Source organism: Megasphaera stantonii (genome assembly GCF_025567065.1).
GTDB classification, from domain to species: domain Bacteria; phylum Bacillota; class Negativicutes; order Veillonellales; family Megasphaeraceae; genus Megasphaera; species Megasphaera stantonii.
The window spans coordinates 85237-102915 of sequence record NZ_JAOQKD010000002.1; the positions used below are offsets into that span (position 1 = coordinate 85237).

Consider the following 17679-nt stretch of genomic DNA (forward strand, 5'->3'; position numbering starts at 1 on the left):
CTTATTCGCTCCTTTCCGGCGCTACGACGACGTGTACGCCGGCTTTTTCAAAACGCCGCCTCTGCTCGGCAGAAATACCGACGTCGGTAACCAGGGCGGCGATGCTTTCGATGCCGCACATGCGCACCAGGGAATTGACGCCCAGCTTCGAGCTGTCGACGATGGCGATCGTGCAGTCCGCCGCCTTCATCATCTTGGTCTGGACCGGGATTTCGTCCATTCGCTGATACGTAACGCCTGCTTCTACTGAAATGCCGCAGGTAGTCAAAAAGAAAATATCGACGTGGATTTTTGAAAATATCAGGCTGGCAAAATCAGATAAAAAAGCCTCTTCATCTTCTTTATATACGCCGCCCGTCACGATGAGCTCTATGCCCGACGCGCCGGCCAGCTCGTTCGTAATGGCCAGGGAATTCGTCACGACGGTCAAAGACCGGAACCGGCCTTTCAGCTCCCTTGCCAGCAGCAGGGCCGTCGTCCCCGAATCCAGGGCCACGACCTGGCCGTCCTGAATCAGCTTCACCGCTTCCTTGGCGATATGTTCTTTATATACCACCTGGCTCTGTTTGCGCTCGTGAAACGATTCGTACGCCGACGGCGCGGCCCCTTTGGAAATCTTCATGGCGCCGCCGCGGATGCGCTTGAGCAGCCCCTTTTCTTCCAAGGTCATCAAGTCCCGCCGGACCGTTTCCCTCGTCGTCGACATCAGCTTGCACAAGGCGTTGTTTTTGACAATCGGCTCTTGTTCCAACAAATCCATTATGATCTTATATCGTTGTTCAGACAGCATATATATCTCTCCTTCTGTCCGCGTTCACCAAATCTGTTCTGATAGTATCTTAACACGTTTTGCCACAATTTGCAACAGTTTGTCTTTTTATTTTGCCAAATATTTGCATATTTTGACTTGACATTGCACATTTTTACACATATACTAAAGGTGTCAAATCTGTTCGACACGACAACGACCTTTTTAAGATTATCTATACTTACTTGATACGGAGAGTGATTCAGAAATGGCTGAACAAGCGGCAATGCGCCCGAAGAAAGCAGGCTTAGACAAAAAATGGATATCCTTCGGCACTCTGGTGCTGGGGGCCGGCACGATTTACAAGCTCGGTTTCTTAAAAGACGCCTTTTACGTACCGATGCAGGACTTCATGGGATTATCCCACACGCAGATCGGCGCGGCGATGAGCGTCGCCGGCTTGATTTCCACCTTCGGCTTCCTGGCCTCTATCTACCTGACCGACCGGGTGTCGAAAAAGATAATGATTCCCTTGGCATTACTTGGCATTTGCCTTTGCGGCGTGTGGCTTTCCACCTTCCCGTCGTACACGTCCTTCCTGCTCATTTACTGTCTGCTGGCAGTCTGCGCCGACATGCTCTACTGGCCGACGATGCTTAAAACGGTCCGCCTGCTGGGAACCCGCGAAGAGCAGGGCCGCATGTTCGGCATCATGGAAGCCGGCCGCGGCCTCGTAGACACGCTGATCGCCTTCTGCGCCTTAGGGATTTTCTCCGCCCTGGGAAGCACGGCCGAAGGGCTGCGCGCGGCAATCCTGTTTTATGCCGCCGTCCCCGGCGTCATCGGCGTCGTCATGTACTTCTTATTAGAGCCCGACGCCAAACAAGACACGACGGCGCAAAGCGAATCAGTCAGCAAAAACCAGCAGGCATGGAAAGGCGCCGTACAGGCGTTAAAAAACAAAAATATCTGGCTCGTATCGTGCAATATCTTCCTGGTCTACAGCGTATATTGCGGTATTACGTACTTTATCCCCTTCCTGAATGAAGCCTATGCCCTTCCGGCAGCTCTCGTCGGCGTATACGGCATCATCAACCAATACGGCCTGAAAATGGTCGGTGGCCCCATCGGCGGCTTGATTTCCGACAAGGTCCTTCATTCCCCGACGAAATACCTGCGGGTCGGCTTCCTCGTTACAGGCGTCATCCTCGCCGCCTTCGCCTATCTCCCCCACGAAGCTCTCGGCATCTGGGCCGGCATCGTCATTTCCCTGGTCATCAGCGCCTGCGTCTACAGCATGCGCGCCGTCTTCTTCGCCCCGATGGACGAAGTCAACGTCCCCCGCGAAATTACCGGCTCGGCCATGTCCATGGCCTCCTTCGTCGGGTACCTCCCCGGCGCATTCATGTATGCCGTATACGGCTCCGTCTTAGACTCCCATGCAGGCATCGCCGGCTACCAAATTGTCTTTACGGTCATGGCAGTCTTCGCATTGCTGGGCATTCTCCTGAGCACGTATATTGTCAAACGTATCCATCCCATTACAAAATAATCGATATATGACAAAACAGCCGCCGCATATCAAATACGATGATATGCGGCGGCTGTTTTTTACATGCATGGCGAAGATTATGCCTTCATTCTCCTTCGCATGCGGCTGTTGGGGATATTCATTTTAAATCGAAATTTCGTAATCGTCCGCCGTGCCACGTGCACGGACTGCTGGCTGAAGTAATCGGCTAAATCCTGATCAGACCAGGGACGCCGGCAGTCTTCTTCCGCAATGAGCCGCGCCATCTTCTCCATGATAGCCTTGTCGGAAATACTGCCGTCCCGCTCCCTATCGCAGCGGTAATGGTGGGCCAAAAAAGACTGAATTGGATAGATGCGGCCGCGAAACAAGGCGTAGCGGTCGCGGCAGACGCGGCTCACCGTCGCCGCGCTGAGCCCTGTCGCCGCAGCGATGTCTTTTTGAGTCAAAGGACGCAGGCTGCCGCCATGGAGGAAATGTTCGCCCTGTTCCTTTACTATATGCTCCACGACTGTAAAAATTGACTGGCGGCGGTACGCCAGGGCTGTCTGTAAATCCAAAAACTGCCGCTTGGCCTTGCGGATAAAATCCTGCGTCGCCTTATCGCCGTCCTTACCATAAGCCGTATACAAATCGTCGCGGAAAAATACATCCGGCAGGTCTTCCAGAGACCGCACCGTCAGATGTCCCTCTTCATCGCAGAGGATTTCTATATCAGCCCGCACGAATTCCGTCCGCTCGTCGGCCGGCGCGGCCGGCTGCAGGGCCAGCTTCTTCAAAAAACGGCGGATTCGTCCCAGCCCTTCCGGCGACAAGCCCATGCGTTCTTCCAGCCGCTTCCAATGGCCGCGGATGAAGTCGTCGTAGTGATTCATCAGCAATTCCTCTGCCCCTGCCGGCGCGTCCTTCCGGCGGCGCGTCTGAATCAGCAGCGCTTCCTGTATTGTCCGTGCGCCGACGCCCGGCGGATCGAAGGTCTGGACCAGCCGCAGCCCCGCTTCCATATCGGCGACAGACAAGCCGTAATCGACGCCGATATCTTCCAAAGCGGCGGCGAAAAAGCCTTTCTCGTCGAGGGACTGAATGACCAGCCCGGCAGCCAGCATCACCTTTTTGGAAACGGACTGGACGCGGAGCTCTTTCATGAGCTTTTCCTCCAGCGAGTCGCCGCCGCTGCGGATATTGTCGATAGGCTTTTCCATACCTCCGCCAGATCTAGGCCGCACGTCAGGATAGCGAATATCCAGCAGGGGATTTTCCGTCACCTTTTCGTAAAGAAATTCCACCAAATCCTGTCCCCGCAGGGTCATCATCTGAATGGTCAGGCGCTGCATCTGGGATAATTTAATTTTCTGCTCTAAGGTTAACGCGATTTTTGCCATACTCATCCTCTCGCATCGATACGTTCTCTATAAGCGCGCTGCAAATCTGGTTAAGGCCGCAGCTGCATCCGCCCCTGCGGCGCGGCGTATTCCGTCCCGATCCGCCCCTGCAGCTCGTCCTGAATGTAGTGGACGATGGCTTCGGCGTCGGTATAGCCGACATACTTCGTCTCAGCCTTTCCCGGCTCAGCCAGGACGCCGTAGGCGTCGCCGCCGCGACTGACGAATTCATACGTGGCTATCGTATATACCGCGTCGGGAGAAAAGGCCTTACCGCCGACGCGGTGAATCGTCACGCGCTGCCCGGGCTTTACCGGCTTGTAGTATTTTCCATTTCCGTAGACCCGCCCCTTCGCGAAGGGAATATCCGTACGGACCGTCATTTCGATGCCCGAAACCTGGGGGAAGGCTCCGGCCGGATAGGGAGCCGCCGCCGTCGCCGCTTCCATGATTTCCAGCAAGGTTTGGCCGGTCATAGTCACGACGCACACCTGATTTCGGTATGGCAGCACGCTTTGGATACCTCCCTGCGTGACTACTCCAGCCGGAATAGAAGCGCGCAGGCCGCCGCCATTTACGACAGCGCCGTCGATACTCGTTCCTTCTGCGGCCGTCGCCATGCGGGCTTGCCACAAGACGGCGTCGGCGATAAAGTCGCCTAAGTTCGTTTCTTCCATCCGCACCTTAGGCCGGCTGCCGTCCAGCATAACCTCCGATGTGCCGATAGGTCTGGATAGTTCAGCCTGAACGTCCTCTGCCGCTGCGTCGACTAACGCTTTGACAGCCTCATTTTCTTTCTCAAAGACACCATAGGGAAGATTTTGTTCATGCCACTGCCCGCCTTCATAGGAAACGACGCCGATGTTGGCTAAATGGCTGCCTGCCGACGCCAGCAGCACCCCGTCGACACGGTAGTTTTTCACACGATGGTCATGACCGTCGATAAAGAGGTCGATTCCCTGCACGCGGCGCAGGATGTCATCGGACCGATGGCCCTCGCTGATCGGCTCGCTGCCCAGATGGCCCAGGGCCACGACGAGGTCGCAGCCGGCGCCGCGCAGATAGTCTACGCTGGACTGCACGGCGTCGTATAAGTCCTGTCCGTCCAAAAAGGTCAGGCCGTATACGTTCTTCGGATTCGTCGCCCCTGCCGTTTCGGGCGTCGTGATGCCGACGATGCCGATGGTCACGCCGCCTTTTTCAACGATCGTATAAGGTTGAACGAAGGTCTTTCCCATCGCGTCGACGAGGATATTGCAGGAAAGAAAGGGAAAGTCCGCTTCCGCAGCCCGTTCGAGGGTCACGTCCTGGCCGTAGTCGAATTCGTGATTTCCCAAGGTCATGGCGTCGTAGCCTGCGGCGTTCATAAAGGCGATGGCCGTCGCGCCTTGACTGAGATTGACTAAATTATGGTCTTGAATAGCGTCGCCGGCGTCGACGAGAAGCACGTCCTTGCCCTTCGCTTCGTACTCCTGCTTCAGCGCCGCTACGGCCGCCATGCCGTATACGCCGTCGGCCTTCTGGTCGTAGCCGTGGGTATCGTTGGTATGGATGACGACGAGATGGGAAAAATCCGCCGCCCCGACAAGCTGGAAGGCCGCTATCGTCAGGATCAGGACTAACCAAAAAATTTTTCTCATATATGCGCTCCATTTCTCAAAATTTGTCTTTATTATAGCATATACGCCGCCGTTCCCCTATAGCAGCAAGGCCAGCTAAGAGAACGCACAAAAAATCCCGGAAGCTCGCAATGAACTCTCGGGATTTTTATGCTTTATTTCACCAAGGCTGCCAAATCGTGGAAGGGCCCCAGGGCTCGTTTTAAGATGCCTTTCATGTAGGCGATGGCAATGCCGTAGTTAGTCATCGGCACGCCTTGCCGGCCGGCGAACTTCATGCGCCACTGCACTTCCCGCTCGTTGAGCATGCAGGCGCCGCAGTGAATGACTAAGGCATATGGAGACAGGTCTTCGGGAAATTCCCGGCCGCTGCAGGTCTGAATGGAAATATCCTTTCCTGTATGAGCCCTGAGCCAGCGGGGAATTTTCACCGTGCCGATGTCATCGCACTGGCGGTGGTGTGTGCAGCCTTCGGCAACGAGAACTGTATCGCCGTCTTTCAATCCTTCGATGGCCGTCACGCCCCGCACGGCGTCCCGGAGAAAGCCCTTATGGCGGGCCATGAGGATGGAAAAGGACGTCAACGTCATTTCGTCCGGCACGACGGCGGCGACTTCGCCGAAGACCTGGCTGTCCGTCACGACCATGCGTGGAGCCTTGCCCAGTTCTTCCAGCGTCTTCGCCAGGGCGTTTTCCTTAACGACGACGGCCGTACAGTTAGCGTCGAGGATTTCCCGGATGGTCTGCTGCTGCGGCAGGATGAGCCGCCCCTTCGGAGCTGCCGTGTCGATCGGCACGACGAGGACGACGAAGTCCCCAGCCGTCAGCAAGTCGCCGATTATCGGCGTGTCCTCGCCGACGGGCTTCAGGCGGGCCATCTGTTCTTTTAATTCAAAGATGCCGTCCTTGGTGACGGCGCTGACGTATATATCATGGTCTCCGGCCGGCGGGCATGCTTCCAGCAGATCTTTTTTATTGTACACCGTAATATAGGGTATGTTCTTTTCCTTAAATAAGGCCAGCAGCTCTTCGTCGCAGCCCTTCAGGCCTTCTGTCCCGTCGACGACGAGGACGGCAATGTCCGTCTTGTTAAGGACCTGCTTCGTCCGCTGAACGCGCATTTCCCCCAGGGCGCCTTCATCGTCGAAGCCCGGCGTGTCGATGATCATGACCGGCCCCAGGGGCAGCAGCTCCATGGCCTTGTAGACCGGGTCCGTCGTCGTGCCCTTCGTATCAGACACGATGGCCAGATTCTGGCCTGTCACGGCGTTGACTACGCTGGACTTGCCAGCATTGCGGCGGCCGAAAAAACCGATATGAACCCGTTCGCCTGACGGCGTATCATTCATAGACATGGCGATTCCCCCTCTTATACCGTATGAACCAAGGCGGCGAAATCATTGACCTTTTTGACAAAGGATTCGAAATCATCGATCAGATTCGGGATGACCTTTTGGTACAGCCGCCCGGAAAAGGCCGTATGGCCTAAGCCGACGAAATGAGCTTTCTCCGGAACGACAGGCCCGTACAAGGGATCGGCGATGACTGTCCCCGTCCAGCCCGCTAAGCGGCAGCGCAGATCGCCTTCTGAAGAAACAAAGATGTCTTCTTTTCCCAAGACGCCTGGCCACTCGTTCAGCAGGCAGTACACCTTCGCCGCCTGGCCTTCCCGGCCCAGAGCGGCCGCCAGAGACGCCGAATAGACGCTTTCGCCGATGATAATCGTATCGGCTTCGCTGCAATCGGCCCGGCTGTCGGCGCAGACGTAGATATCTTCCTTCGTGTCCGCGGCGCGGCGCAGTCCCCGGGCGATTTCTTCCTGCATATAAGGGCCGATGGGAACGCCGACGACATAGGGCATGCCGAAGCGCTTCTTCATGACCTTGGCCCCTTCGACAGCACCTGCCGACACGACGAGGTTGACGTCAGCCAGGCCGGCCATTTCGATTTCTTCCAGCGGGCTGCCCATGGCCCAGACGCTGCACGGGGAAAAGCCGCTGCGGCGCAGGAACCGCTTCATCGACTTTTCGCTGCCGTTATAGGAAAAATCGAGAGGCGTCGCGCCGATGACGTTGACCCGCAGCGGCTTAGCCGATGCTCCCGCGCCGCAGGCTGCAAATTCAGGCTGCCACGAGCAGCACATGGGCCCGGCCGGTACTGGCGCAGGCACGTCTTTGACGATTCGTTCGGCCAGCATCCCCATAGCCCAGGCGATGCCCTTGTCGTACAGATTCATGTTGTTCGTCGTCGAGGCCATCGTCAGGATGCCCGTCTGTTCTTCAATCATCGCCGCCAGGGCGTCCATATCGGCTCCCGTCATGAGCGGCACAGGCGTGCACAGGATGACGATGAATTTCGGCGAAAAATCGCGGGCCGCCGACACGACGTCGTGGACGAACTTGTCATCGTTGCCCATGATGGCGTCCATTTCGGTGACGCCGGAGATGAAGATGAGGCTGTCCTGGTCGTACCAGCGCGGCTCGTCGTGGGTCGCATACGTCGAGTTGCAGCCCGACGGGTCGTGAATGACCACCATGCCTCCGAGCTCATACAGGGACGAGCAGACGCCGAAGGTGTCGGCAGAGTACGTCGATATACGGCTTACGGCTTCTTTCATACACATGACCGGCACCCCCATCCTTTCAGGTTAATCGATTCGCGGGCTTCCTTTTCCGTCTGGAAAGCCTCGGTCATCCAGTCCAGCAGCGTCCGAATGCCGCGGAAATCGCGGAGGCCGCCGTTTTCCGCCATATCGACGAAATGGGCCGTCCCCGTAAAATAGGCCGCTTTTTGTCCTATAGCCAGCATAGGCACGTCTGTATGGCGGTCTATGCGGCGCATCTTGGCGTGGCGCATGGAATACAGCTCCAGATCAGGATAGTGCTCCTGTACCCAGAAGAAATCGTCGCCGTCTTCGCCGCTTACGCCGTCCGTATAGACGCGCCGGACGGCAAAGCCGTGCTGCAACAAGGTCTTCGCCAAGCTAAAGGGCCGGAACACAGCGGCGCTGTCAATGGCGACGGGCATAGAGCCGATGATGTCCCTGGCCGCTGCAAAGGCCTGCTCGCACTGCTCCACTTCTCTGTCATAAGACTGCCGCGGCAGCTGAAGGGCGTCGGCGACGGCGTGGAGATTGGCGATGATTTCGTCGTAGCCGAAGCTGTTGGAAAGATACAGCCCTTTTTGTCCTAATTCCCGTTCCATATCTTCCAAGGGGCCGCGGGCGTAGGGCTCCTGACCGATATTCAATATGCTTTCGGCCATTTTTTCATAATCTTCATAGGTCTTGCAGACCGGCAGTTCCCGCAGGATAAAACCGTTCTGCTTCAGCAGCAGCGCCAGCTCGCAGTCCTGGGGCACGGCGAGATTGCTGCCGACGATGTTGACCGATTTAGGATTGATGGGGCCCTTTTCCAGCAGGCTGTACAACTGCCGACGCGTCCGCATTTCCGCCGTCAAATCGGAATGACGGCGGATAGGGTCCATCCAACAGGCAACGAAGCGCGTCTGCGGATAGGCCTCCTCTAAGCGGCGGTATATGTCGTCCATATCGCAGCCCATGAAATGATGAATACATGCCGGATAGATGAAGCAGGCCGTCGGCACATAGGGCAGCAGCCCCTGCAGGATTTCGCCGACGCCGTCGACGATGCAGTCTTCCATAGTGCCGTCGTATAAATGATGCTCTTCGACGACGATAGAGGAAAACCGTTCCATCGCCCCCATTTCGGCTGCCGTCAGGACGACGCCGCGCAGGCAGCCGAGAGCGCATATATAGATTTGATGTGAACCGGGGACGAGCATATTTGTGTGAACGATGTTCCATGTCCCCCGGGCCGGCGGCGTATACTGAAGGCCGTCGTAAAAAATACCGGGAAATACAGCGTCTTTTATAGCGACGCAGGCTCCTGACGTGTCTTCCCGTCCGTTAATTCGTTTCAGCATCGTATCACCTCTTTGCCGCCGCCAAGACGGCGTCAGCCAGGGCCCGGTACTGGCCGGCCATGGGGCTGTCCGGAAAGGCTTCGACGACGGTCTTTCCCAATTCTTCCGCCTGAGCCACGGTCTCGCTTCGGTCGAGCGTCCCGACGACAGCCGAGTGGATGTCGCCGGCCAGTTCCCGTACCTTTTCCTCTTCGTTCGTTACGTTGCGGCGGTTCAGGATGAGGCCGCCCAAGCGGGCGTAACCCCGGCCCTTAAAGGATTCGACGGCCATGGCGATGTTGGCCGCCGCATGGATGGCCATGTTTTCTCCCGACGTGACGATGAACACGGCGTCGGCATAGCCCTTATGCATGGGCATGGCAAAACCGCCGCAGACGACATCACCCAGGACGTCGTAGAAAATGACGTCGGGCTGATATACCTCGTAGGCCCCCTTGGCCTTGAGCAGATCCAGGGCGGCAATGATGCCCCGGCCGGCGCAGCCCCGGCCCGGCGCAGGGCCGCCGGCTTCTACGCAGACGACGCCGCCGTAGCCGGCGACGGTCATCTCGTCTAAGGAAACATCCCGGCCCTTGTCCCTCATGAGGTCGAGAACCGTAGGAATCGCCGCGCCGCCGTGAAGGCCCGCCGTCGAGTCGGCCTTCGGGTCGCAGCCGATCTGCATGACCTTCAGTCCCCGTTCCGCCAGGGCCGCCGCCATGTTGGAGACCGTCGTCGACTTGCCGATGCCGCCCTTTCCATATACAGCAATTTTTATCATAGGTTACATCCTCCGTCTTCTCAGCAAATGCGGGGCAGCAATTCGCCGCCCGGCGGCGGCAGCAGCGTTTCCGCACCGATTTCCGTGCGGACGACGACCCGTCCCGGCCGCTCTGCCGTCACTTCGCCGATAATCGCCGCTTCGCCGGAGTATTTCCCCTGCCGCAGCGTTTCCACGATGGCCGTAGCCTTATCCTTCGGCGCGAAGATGACCAGACGGCCTTCGCAGGCCAGATACAGGGGCTCCAGGCCCAGCATGCCGCAGACGCCGCGGACCGACGGGGCGACGGGGATCGCCGCGCCGTCCAGCCGGATGCCGACGCCGCTCTGGGCGGCAATTTCGTGGAGGACCGTACCGACGCCGCCGCGGGTCGCATCGCGGATAACGTGAATGTCCTTCGTCGTTTCCAGCATGGACTGCACGGTTCCCCACAAAGGAGCGCAGTCGCTGGTTACGTCGGCGTCGATGCCGAACTGGCTGCGGGCCAGTAAGATCGTACAGCCGTGACGGCCAATATCGCCGCTGACGATGACAGCGTCGCCGGGCCGGGCCTGGGCGCCCGACAAATGGACGCCTTCCGTCGCCAGGCCGATGCCCGTCGTCGTAATGAACAGGCCGTCGACCTGTCCCTTGCCGGCTACCTTCGTATCGCCGGCGACGATGCGCACGCCCGCCTCAGCCGCCGTCTTGGCCATGGCCGCGGCGTATGCTTCCACCTTCGCTAGGGGAAAGCCTTCTTCCAGGACGAAAGCGCAGGTCATGTACAGGGGCTTTGCGCCCATGCAGGCCAGGTCGTTGACGGTGCCGCAGATGCTGAGCTTGCCGATGTTGCCGCCGGGAAACTCAGGAGGCGACACGATGAACCCGTCCGTCGTAAAGGCCAGATTTGCGCCGCCGACGGACAAGAGGGCCGCGTCGTCGGCCGTAAATTCAGGATTAGAAAAATGAGCTTTAAATACCGTATCGATTAATTCCGCCGTCTGTTTGCCGCCGCTTCCATGGGCCAGCGTCACTACGTCATTCATGATTTCCGCCTCCATATTGATAATAGGCCGAGCAGGCCCCTTCGTGCGATACCATACAGGCCCCTACGGGATGCTCCGGCGTGCAGCCCTTGCCGAATACGGGGCACTGCGGCGGCGTGCAGATTCCTTGCAGGACGTCGCCGCAGCGGCAGGCCGGATTGGCCCGCCCGGTCATAGGCGGCACGTCGTATTTCTGCCGCGCGTCATAAGCCGCGTACCGCTTCTGCAGCCGCTGGCCCGACATCGGAATCATGCCGAGGCCGCGCCATTCCGAATCGCAGGGCTCCATGACCTCCGCCATGAGCCGCTGGCCCGGCAAGCTGCCTTCTGCCGTGACGACGCGGGGATAGCAGTTTTTGAAAAAGGGCTTTCCCTGAGGAAATTTCGCCAAGATGACGGCAAAGGCCGTCAAGAGCTCTTTCGCCGTAAATCCGGCGACGACGCCGGAAATCCCCCGCTCTGCCAGTCCTTCGCAGTGCTTCGTCCCCATGACGGCTTCGACATGGCCCGGATAGAGGAACACGTCGGCGCTGTCCTTGAGGGCCTCGTAGGCCTGGGGCATCGTCTTGTTCGCTGTTAATATCGAAAAATTAGTCAATTCTTGTTCCGCTGCCGCTTTGACAGCCAGACAGGCTGCCGGCGTCGTCGTTTCAAAGCCGACGGACAGGAATACGACCTGTTCATCCCGATGAGCCGCCGCATAGCTGCAGGCATCGACAGGCGAATAGACGATTTCTACCCTCGCCCCCTGACTGCGGGCTGTGGCCAGGCTGCCTTCCGAGCCGGGCACGCGGACCAGGTCGCCGAAGGTGCAAATCGTAACGCCTCGTTCCAGCGCCAGCCAGATAGCTTCGTCAATGAAGCTGACCGGCGTCACGCAGACTGGGCAGCCCGGCCCGGAAATGAGCGTGACCTCCTTGGGCAGAATTTGCCGCAGGCCTAAGCGGAATATTTCGTGCGTATGGGTCCCGCAGACTTCCATAATGCGCACCGGCGGCCCGTCGTAGCTTCGGATGATGTCCATCGCCGATTTCTTCTTTCCTTCTGCCATCACAAGTCCTCCAGGATATCGTCCATTTCATGATCGTCCGTATCGGTAATCTTGGCGATAGCCATACCGGCATGGACCATGACGTAATCGCCTGGGTCCAGCTCGTCAATGAGCTCGGCCGACACGGCGCGCCGCGCGCCGGACGCGTCGACTAAGGCCATGCCGTCCTTTATCGTAACTACTCGCGCTGGTAATCCTACACACATCGTAATTCCTCCTTCAATCTATTGCAGATGGTACATGCCGTACAGAGCCTGCCCTAAGGCCAGGCCGCCGTCGTTCGGCGGCACGAGGCGATGACGCAGTACCGTAAATCCATCTCGTTCCAAGGCCCGGCAGCACAGGCGCAGGAGCAGCGTATTCTGAAAGACGCCGCCGCTCAAGGCTGCGGCGTTCCGTCCCGTCTCTTCCCGAGCCTGCCGGGCCGCTGCCAGCACCATGCCGGCTAAGGCCTTATGGAAGGCATAGGCCTCCCTGCCGGCGTCGCCGTGCTTTACATACGACTGGACGCATTCGTCGAAAACGCGCTGCGTCGCCAGGGCGTATCGATCGGAAAGCCGTTCCAGCGGGACGGGGACGACAGCCTCTTCTCCGTGAGTTTGCTCCCACGCTTCAGCGGCAAACTGGAGGGCCATAGCCCCCTGTCCTTCAAAGGTCGACTGCCGGCACAGGCCCAGGGCGGCGCTGAGGCCGTCAAAGAGGCGTCCGGCGCTGGTCGACATGACCGTGTTGACACCGTTGTCAGCCAGGAAAAACTGGGCCTGCAATTCTTCCCGGCTGCAGAGACGGAGCTTTTCAGCCAGAGCCGCCGTTTGTTCCTTATTCCGTCCCGTATTGTCGTACAGCAGGCTTACGGCAATGCGCCAGCCCTCGCGGGACGCTGCGTCGCCGCCGACATGATGGAAGGGCGCGACGGAAGCAAAGCGGCTGTAACCGTGCACGTCGGCCAAAAGCACTTCGCCGCCCCAAATCGTGCCGTCGCCGCCGTAGCCCGTGCCGTCAAAGGAAACGCCGATGACCGGCTCGAGGTAATTGTTCTCGGCCATGCACGACAAGACGTGGGCGTAATGATGCTGTACCTTCAGGACCGGCAATCCCAATTCCTCAGCAACGGCGACGGAATTGTACTGCCGATGCGTATCGCAGACGACGGCCGACGGCGTCGCTTCTAGGAGCGATTCCATGCGCTCCACCGATTCGCGCAGGGCGTCGACGGTCCGCGCGTCGCTCAGATCGCCGATGTACGGCGACAGGTAATATAAATTGCCTTTGGCAAGGCAGAATGTATTTTTCAGTTCGCCGCCGACAGCCAGCACCTGCTTTCCCTCGTCGGGGCCGACGAAAAAGGGCAGGGGCGCGTAGCCGCGGGAACGGCGTATCATATACGGTTCGCCATCGAAAAAGTCCATGACCGAATCGTCGGCCCGCAGGCGTATGCGGCGGTTATGTGACAACACGGCGTCGCACAGGGACGACAATTCCTTGTTCGCGTCGTCGTCGGTCCGGCAAATCGGCGCACCCGACTCGTTGGCGCTGGTCATGACCAGGCAATCGGGCATGGCGACGCCGTCGTCGTACGTAAACAGCAGGAGCTGCAGGGGCGCATAGGGAATCATGACGCCGACCTTGGGATTGCCCGGTGCAATAGACGGGCACAGCCGTCCGCCCTCCTTTTTGCGCAACAGCAGAATCGGCTTCTGGCATCCGTCCAGTATCTCCGTTTCGCCGGCTTCGACGACGCATTCGCGCCGGACAACGTCCATATCGCGCATCATGACGGCCAGGGGCTTGACGGGGCGGTGCTTCGACTGGCGCAGGCGGCGCACAGCGTCTTCGTTCCCGGCATCGCAGCACAGATGAAAGCCGCCGATGCCCTTGACGGCGACGATGCCGCCGCCTGCGATGATGCGCCGGGCCTCCGTAATGGCCTCCCTGCGCCGTTCCGTCCGGCCCAGCAGATACACTTCGGGGCCGCAGTCGTTGCAGCACACCGGCTGGGCGTCGTAGCGCCGCGTTTCGGCGTGGGTGTATTCGTATTCGCAGGCCGGGCACATGGGAAAGGCGCCCATGCTGGTCCGTTCCCGGTCATAGGGCATGGCGTCGAGAATCGTCAGGCGCGGCCCGCAGGCCGTGCAGTTGATGAAGGGATGGAGATAGCGCCGGTCCGACGGGTCGAAGAGCTCGGCCTTGCAGGCGTCGCAGACAGCGATATCGGGAGAGACGAAGATATGACCTTCTTCCCTGGCGCTTTCTACGATGTCAAAGGACGAATAGGACTTCGGCTCTGCCGCCGACCGGTCGATGTTCAAGATAGCCGACCGCTCCGGAGCCAATTCCGGCAAGTCGCGGCAGAAGGCCTCTACGGCGTCGTCCGCTCCCTGAGCGACGATTTCTACATACGAGCCCTTATTGCAGACCGTGCCGCCCAAGCCGTGCTTCGCCGCCAGACGGCTCACGAAGGGCCGGAAGCCTACGCCCTGGACGATGCCGAACACGCAGATCCGTTCCGTCTTCATGGCTTATTCCCTCCCCGATACGGCAAAATGGGGAAAATCTATATAGACGCCCCGGAAATGGGGCAGGGCTTTCTTAAAATACAGGTCGCCCATGACGATATCAAAGGCGTCGTTATCGGCCAGGCTGCGGAAATCGTCTTCTTCTTTCAGCAGGACGTCTCCTTCGCGGCGCCATTCCTGGGGCTCCATAAACCACGACGCGACGGTGACGGCCTTCGCACCCCGCCGTTCCGCCAGCTCCCGCATAGCGTTGGCCGCCGTCTGCTGATGGACGATGAGGACCGACGTCCCGGAAAGGTCGAGCCCCTCCGGCAGCACCGATTCCAAGCCGAAATAGCGGAATTCGTAGGGCGTGCCGAAGGTTTCTTTCAAGTACTTCGCGCTCCGAAGGCCCGACGGCGACACGACGATATTGCGGCTGACCTTGCCGGCCTGGGCAATCTCGCCGAAGGTATCGTACAGCCATACCTGCCGCCAGCCCTCTTCCCGAAGGGCGCCGACGATGCCTTCCCTGTCGCGGGGATGCATGAGGTCCAGGGGGACGGCGCCGATGATGCCGACGACGCCGTCTTCAGCCTGCATAGACGAGTCGGCAAAGGCCCTGAACAGCGTATCGTACGCTTTTTCGATGCCTGCGTCGTACAGCTCCATGCCCGTCGTATCCAGCGTGACGACTGGGATGGACAGCTCCTTCTCGGCCATGCGCTTCAAAGCCCGGTAATCCGTGCCGATGACCGACGGCACAGGCGTGCCGACGATGGCGGCGAAGGAGGCGTCGATTTGCCGGGCCGCGTCGGCCAATTTCGCCACCAGCCGGTCGTCCCGGCCCAGGATGGCGTCCATATCGCGCAGGCCGGCGCTGAATACGGCGCTCTTGCCGCCGCTGAACCAGCGCGGCTCGTCAAAGCCGCAGATATTGCCGGCGCAGCCGCCGGCGTCGCAGATGACGACGATGCCGTTTAATCCGTACATCACCGCTGCCGCTCCGGACTGGTCCGGCGCAAAGGGCGATATATATTTCCAAAGACCTTTCATCGGGCCGTCCTCCCTTCCAATGCCGCCGAAATCTGGCGCAGCAGCTCCCGCAGCCCGTCGTATCCGAAGGGCTGAATCTCTTCGTCCCAAAAGACATGGGCCGCATCGTCGTGATAATAAGCCGCGTCCTTGCCGATCGTCAGCTCGATGGGATGGTCCCCGCCTTCGTAATACAGCATCGACGGCGACAAATTAGAGTATACCTCCGTGTCGGGGCTTAGCGCTTCCAAGCGGCGGATATAGGCGAAATCATAGGGCGACACGCTGGCGTAAATCTCCTTAACCACAAAGCCGTACTGCGTCAGGGCCAGGGCCATTTCAAAGGCGTTGCCGTTCTGCATTTCCCCAACAGCAATGGTCGTGCCGCCGTACCGCTTCGCCGCTTCCGCCGCGTCGGCCGCCGCTTCGTCATACCATACCGTATCGTCTGCGGCCCCGCCTAAGGCGCCGGCAAAAGCCTGGTACTGGCTGCGAATCTTGTCGATCTGGTACAGCCGCGTCAGCTCGATGCTGGGAATGCCCAGCCGCTTTTCCATATCCTGGGCGGCCAGCCGCGCCTCGGGATGGAGGATGACGTTGAAATTGGCCTTGGACATGGCCTTATATTCGGCGAAATCGCGGCAGCGGGAAATCTCGTTTATCCGGCGAATGCCCAGCTGGCGCAGGACGCCGTAGAGCTCGCACGTATCGCGGAGCGGCGCAAAATGCCCCAATATATTGACGGTGCGGCTGTCGCGGTCGTCCCTTTCGAGAAGGGAGTAAATGGCCCGGCGCACGTCGACCATAGGAGGCTTGCGGCCTTCGCGGGTCAGGGCGTACATATAGCAGGGCACGACGGGCAGGCCCACCTTAGCCTCGGCCTTGCGGCACACCCGTTCCATGTCGGTGCCCAGCAGGGCGTCGACGCAGGTCATGCAGATCATGACGACAGTCGGCTCCTGCGGCAGGGCTTCGACGACTTCGGCCACGGCCTGGGGAATTTTCCGCAGATGGCGTCCCGTCACGATATCCGTTTCATCCATGATGTAGTAGAAAAACCTGTCGCTGTAGCCGCCCATTTCGCTCAATATCGTCGTATTGCGGCCGCAGCATCCCGGGCCGACGAGAAGCATGACCGAGCCGGGAATGGCCAGGCCGGCCCGCTTGACGCCGAAGCCCTGGGCTCCGGGCGAATTAAAGGCCAGGGCCGCCGGCGAATTGTAAATGAGGTGAGCCGACGACACGAGGTCCGACGGAATATCGCCGCGGCCTCGCCTAGCGAGCTCCCTGACAGTAATCGCATAGGGTTTTCGTTGTATCATATCGCAGTATCCTTGTCTTTCCATAATGTCTGCGCCAGCTGGATAAACACCTGGCTGATGGGCAGTTCCGGATTGCCCTCGACGACGGTCTTGCCTTCTTCCTCAAAGCGGTTGATGTCGTCGCTGCGGGGAATATCGCCGACGATAGCCAGCCCCCGTTCCGCCGCGAAAGCCCGGACCTTTTCTTCTTCTCCCGGCACGTTGCGGCGGTTCAAGATAACGCCCTTGACCTTCGCATAGCTGCGGTCGGAGAAATTCTTGACGGCCGTGTTGATGTTGTTCGCCGCATAGAGAGCCATCTTTTCGCCCGACGTGACGATGAGGACCTGATCGGCGTAGCCCTCGCGGATCGGCGCGGCGAAGCCGCCGCAGACGACGTCGCCCAGCACGTCGTACAATACGACGTCAGGCTCGTACTGTTCAAACAATCCCATGTCTTCCAACAAGTCAAAGGTGGCGATGATGCCCCGGCCGGCGCAGCCTAAGCCCGGCGTCGGGCCGCCCGTCTCGATACACAGGACGCCGCCGTAGCCGACGCGGGAAATCTCTTCGATGGTCTGCGGGTCGTCGTCGTGCTCGCGCAGGTAATTCATGACCGGCTCGAGCAGCTTGCCGCCCAGCAGGTTCAGCGTCGAATCGGCCTTGGGGTCGCAGCCGATTTGTATGACTTTCTTTCCCAAATAAGCGAAGGCCGCCGCCAGGTTGCTGGTCATGGTCGACTTGCCGATGCCGCCTTTGCCGTAAATCGCAAGTTTCAGCATGGTCT

At 59.2% G+C, this 17679-nt stretch carries 15 protein-coding genes; 1 reads left to right on the plus strand and 14 read right to left on the minus strand.

The window, feature by feature from the left end:
• Position 1: 1 nt before the first annotated feature.
• Positions 2-790 carry a DeoR/GlpR family DNA-binding transcription regulator gene (locus OCV58_RS02425; RefSeq protein WP_095629572.1) on the minus strand — a complete coding sequence of 263 codons (789 nt, stop codon included), beginning with the start codon at positions 788-790 and terminating at the stop codon, positions 2-4.
• Between the two features lie 226 nt (positions 791-1016).
• Here OCV58_RS02425 and OCV58_RS02430 point away from each other — a divergent pair, with 226 nt between their 5' ends.
• On the plus strand, positions 1017-2300 hold the full coding sequence (locus OCV58_RS02430; RefSeq protein WP_267312758.1) for an MFS transporter: 1284 nt from the start codon (positions 1017-1019) through the stop codon (positions 2298-2300).
• A gap of 77 nt (positions 2301-2377) precedes the next feature.
• Here OCV58_RS02430 and rpoN read toward each other — a convergent pair whose 3' ends face one another.
• The 13 genes from rpoN to OCV58_RS02495 all read right to left on the minus strand — a co-directional run bounded on the left by rpoN (position 2378) and on the right by OCV58_RS02495 (position 17674).
• Positions 2378-3661, minus strand: coding sequence for an RNA polymerase factor sigma-54 (rpoN, locus tag OCV58_RS02435; protein WP_154876836.1), 1284 nt, complete (start codon positions 3659-3661; stop codon positions 2378-2380).
• Between the two features lie 50 nt (positions 3662-3711).
• On the minus strand, positions 3712-5301 hold the full coding sequence (locus tag OCV58_RS02440; protein ID WP_154876837.1) for a bifunctional metallophosphatase/5'-nucleotidase: 1590 nt from the start codon (positions 5299-5301) through the stop codon (positions 3712-3714).
• A gap of 134 nt (positions 5302-5435) precedes the next feature.
• The gene (gene hydF / locus OCV58_RS02445; RefSeq protein ID WP_154876838.1) at positions 5436-6635 is read right to left on the minus strand and encodes a [FeFe] hydrogenase H-cluster maturation GTPase HydF; all 1200 of its coding nucleotides are present in this window, start codon (positions 6633-6635) and stop codon (positions 5436-5438) included.
• A gap of 14 nt (positions 6636-6649) precedes the next feature.
• Positions 6650-7903 carry a nitrogenase component 1 gene (locus OCV58_RS02450; RefSeq protein WP_154876839.1) on the minus strand — a complete coding sequence of 418 codons (1254 nt, stop codon included), beginning with the start codon at positions 7901-7903 and terminating at the stop codon, positions 6650-6652.
• Positions 7894-9225, minus strand: coding sequence for a nitrogenase component 1 (locus OCV58_RS02455; RefSeq protein WP_154876840.1), 1332 nt, complete (start codon positions 9223-9225; stop codon positions 7894-7896). Before OCV58_RS02455 ends, OCV58_RS02450 begins: the two co-directional genes overlap by 10 nt.
• Positions 9226-9229: 4 nt before the next feature.
• Positions 9230-9985, minus strand: coding sequence for a nucleotide-binding protein (locus OCV58_RS02460; RefSeq protein WP_154876841.1), 756 nt, complete (start codon positions 9983-9985; stop codon positions 9230-9232).
• 20 nt (positions 9986-10005) lie between these two features.
• Complete coding sequence (gene hypE / locus OCV58_RS02465) at positions 10006-11010, minus strand: hydrogenase expression/formation protein HypE (RefSeq protein WP_154876842.1); 1005 nt, start codon at positions 11008-11010, stop codon at positions 10006-10008.
• Positions 11003-12061, minus strand: coding sequence for a hydrogenase formation protein HypD (gene hypD / locus OCV58_RS02470; protein ID WP_154876843.1), 1059 nt, complete (start codon positions 12059-12061; stop codon positions 11003-11005). The genes hypE and hypD overlap by 8 nt, the downstream gene beginning before the upstream one ends.
• A complete protein-coding gene (locus OCV58_RS02475) occupies positions 12061-12267 on the minus strand; it encodes a HypC/HybG/HupF family hydrogenase formation chaperone (RefSeq protein ID WP_087478799.1) in 207 nt (68 codons plus the stop codon). Before OCV58_RS02475 ends, hypD begins: the two co-directional genes overlap by 1 nt.
• Positions 12268-12285: 18 nt before the next feature.
• Positions 12286-14577, minus strand: a complete 2292-nt coding sequence (hypF, locus tag OCV58_RS02480) for a carbamoyltransferase HypF (protein ID WP_154876844.1) — start codon at positions 14575-14577, stop codon at positions 12286-12288.
• Between the two features lie 3 nt (positions 14578-14580).
• Positions 14581-15612 (minus strand): nitrogenase component 1, encoded by a 1032-nt coding sequence (locus tag OCV58_RS02485; protein WP_154876845.1) that lies wholly within the window; start codon positions 15610-15612, stop codon positions 14581-14583.
• Positions 15609-16913: a nitrogenase component 1 gene (locus tag OCV58_RS02490; RefSeq protein WP_154876846.1), complete on the minus strand. Its 1305-nt coding sequence runs from the start codon at positions 16911-16913 to the stop codon at positions 15609-15611. Before OCV58_RS02490 ends, OCV58_RS02485 begins: the two co-directional genes overlap by 4 nt.
• Positions 16910-17674 carry a nucleotide-binding protein gene (locus OCV58_RS02495; RefSeq protein ID WP_154876847.1) on the minus strand — a complete coding sequence of 255 codons (765 nt, stop codon included), beginning with the start codon at positions 17672-17674 and terminating at the stop codon, positions 16910-16912. The genes OCV58_RS02490 and OCV58_RS02495 overlap by 4 nt, the downstream gene beginning before the upstream one ends.
• Positions 17675-17679: the final 5 nt, after the last annotated feature.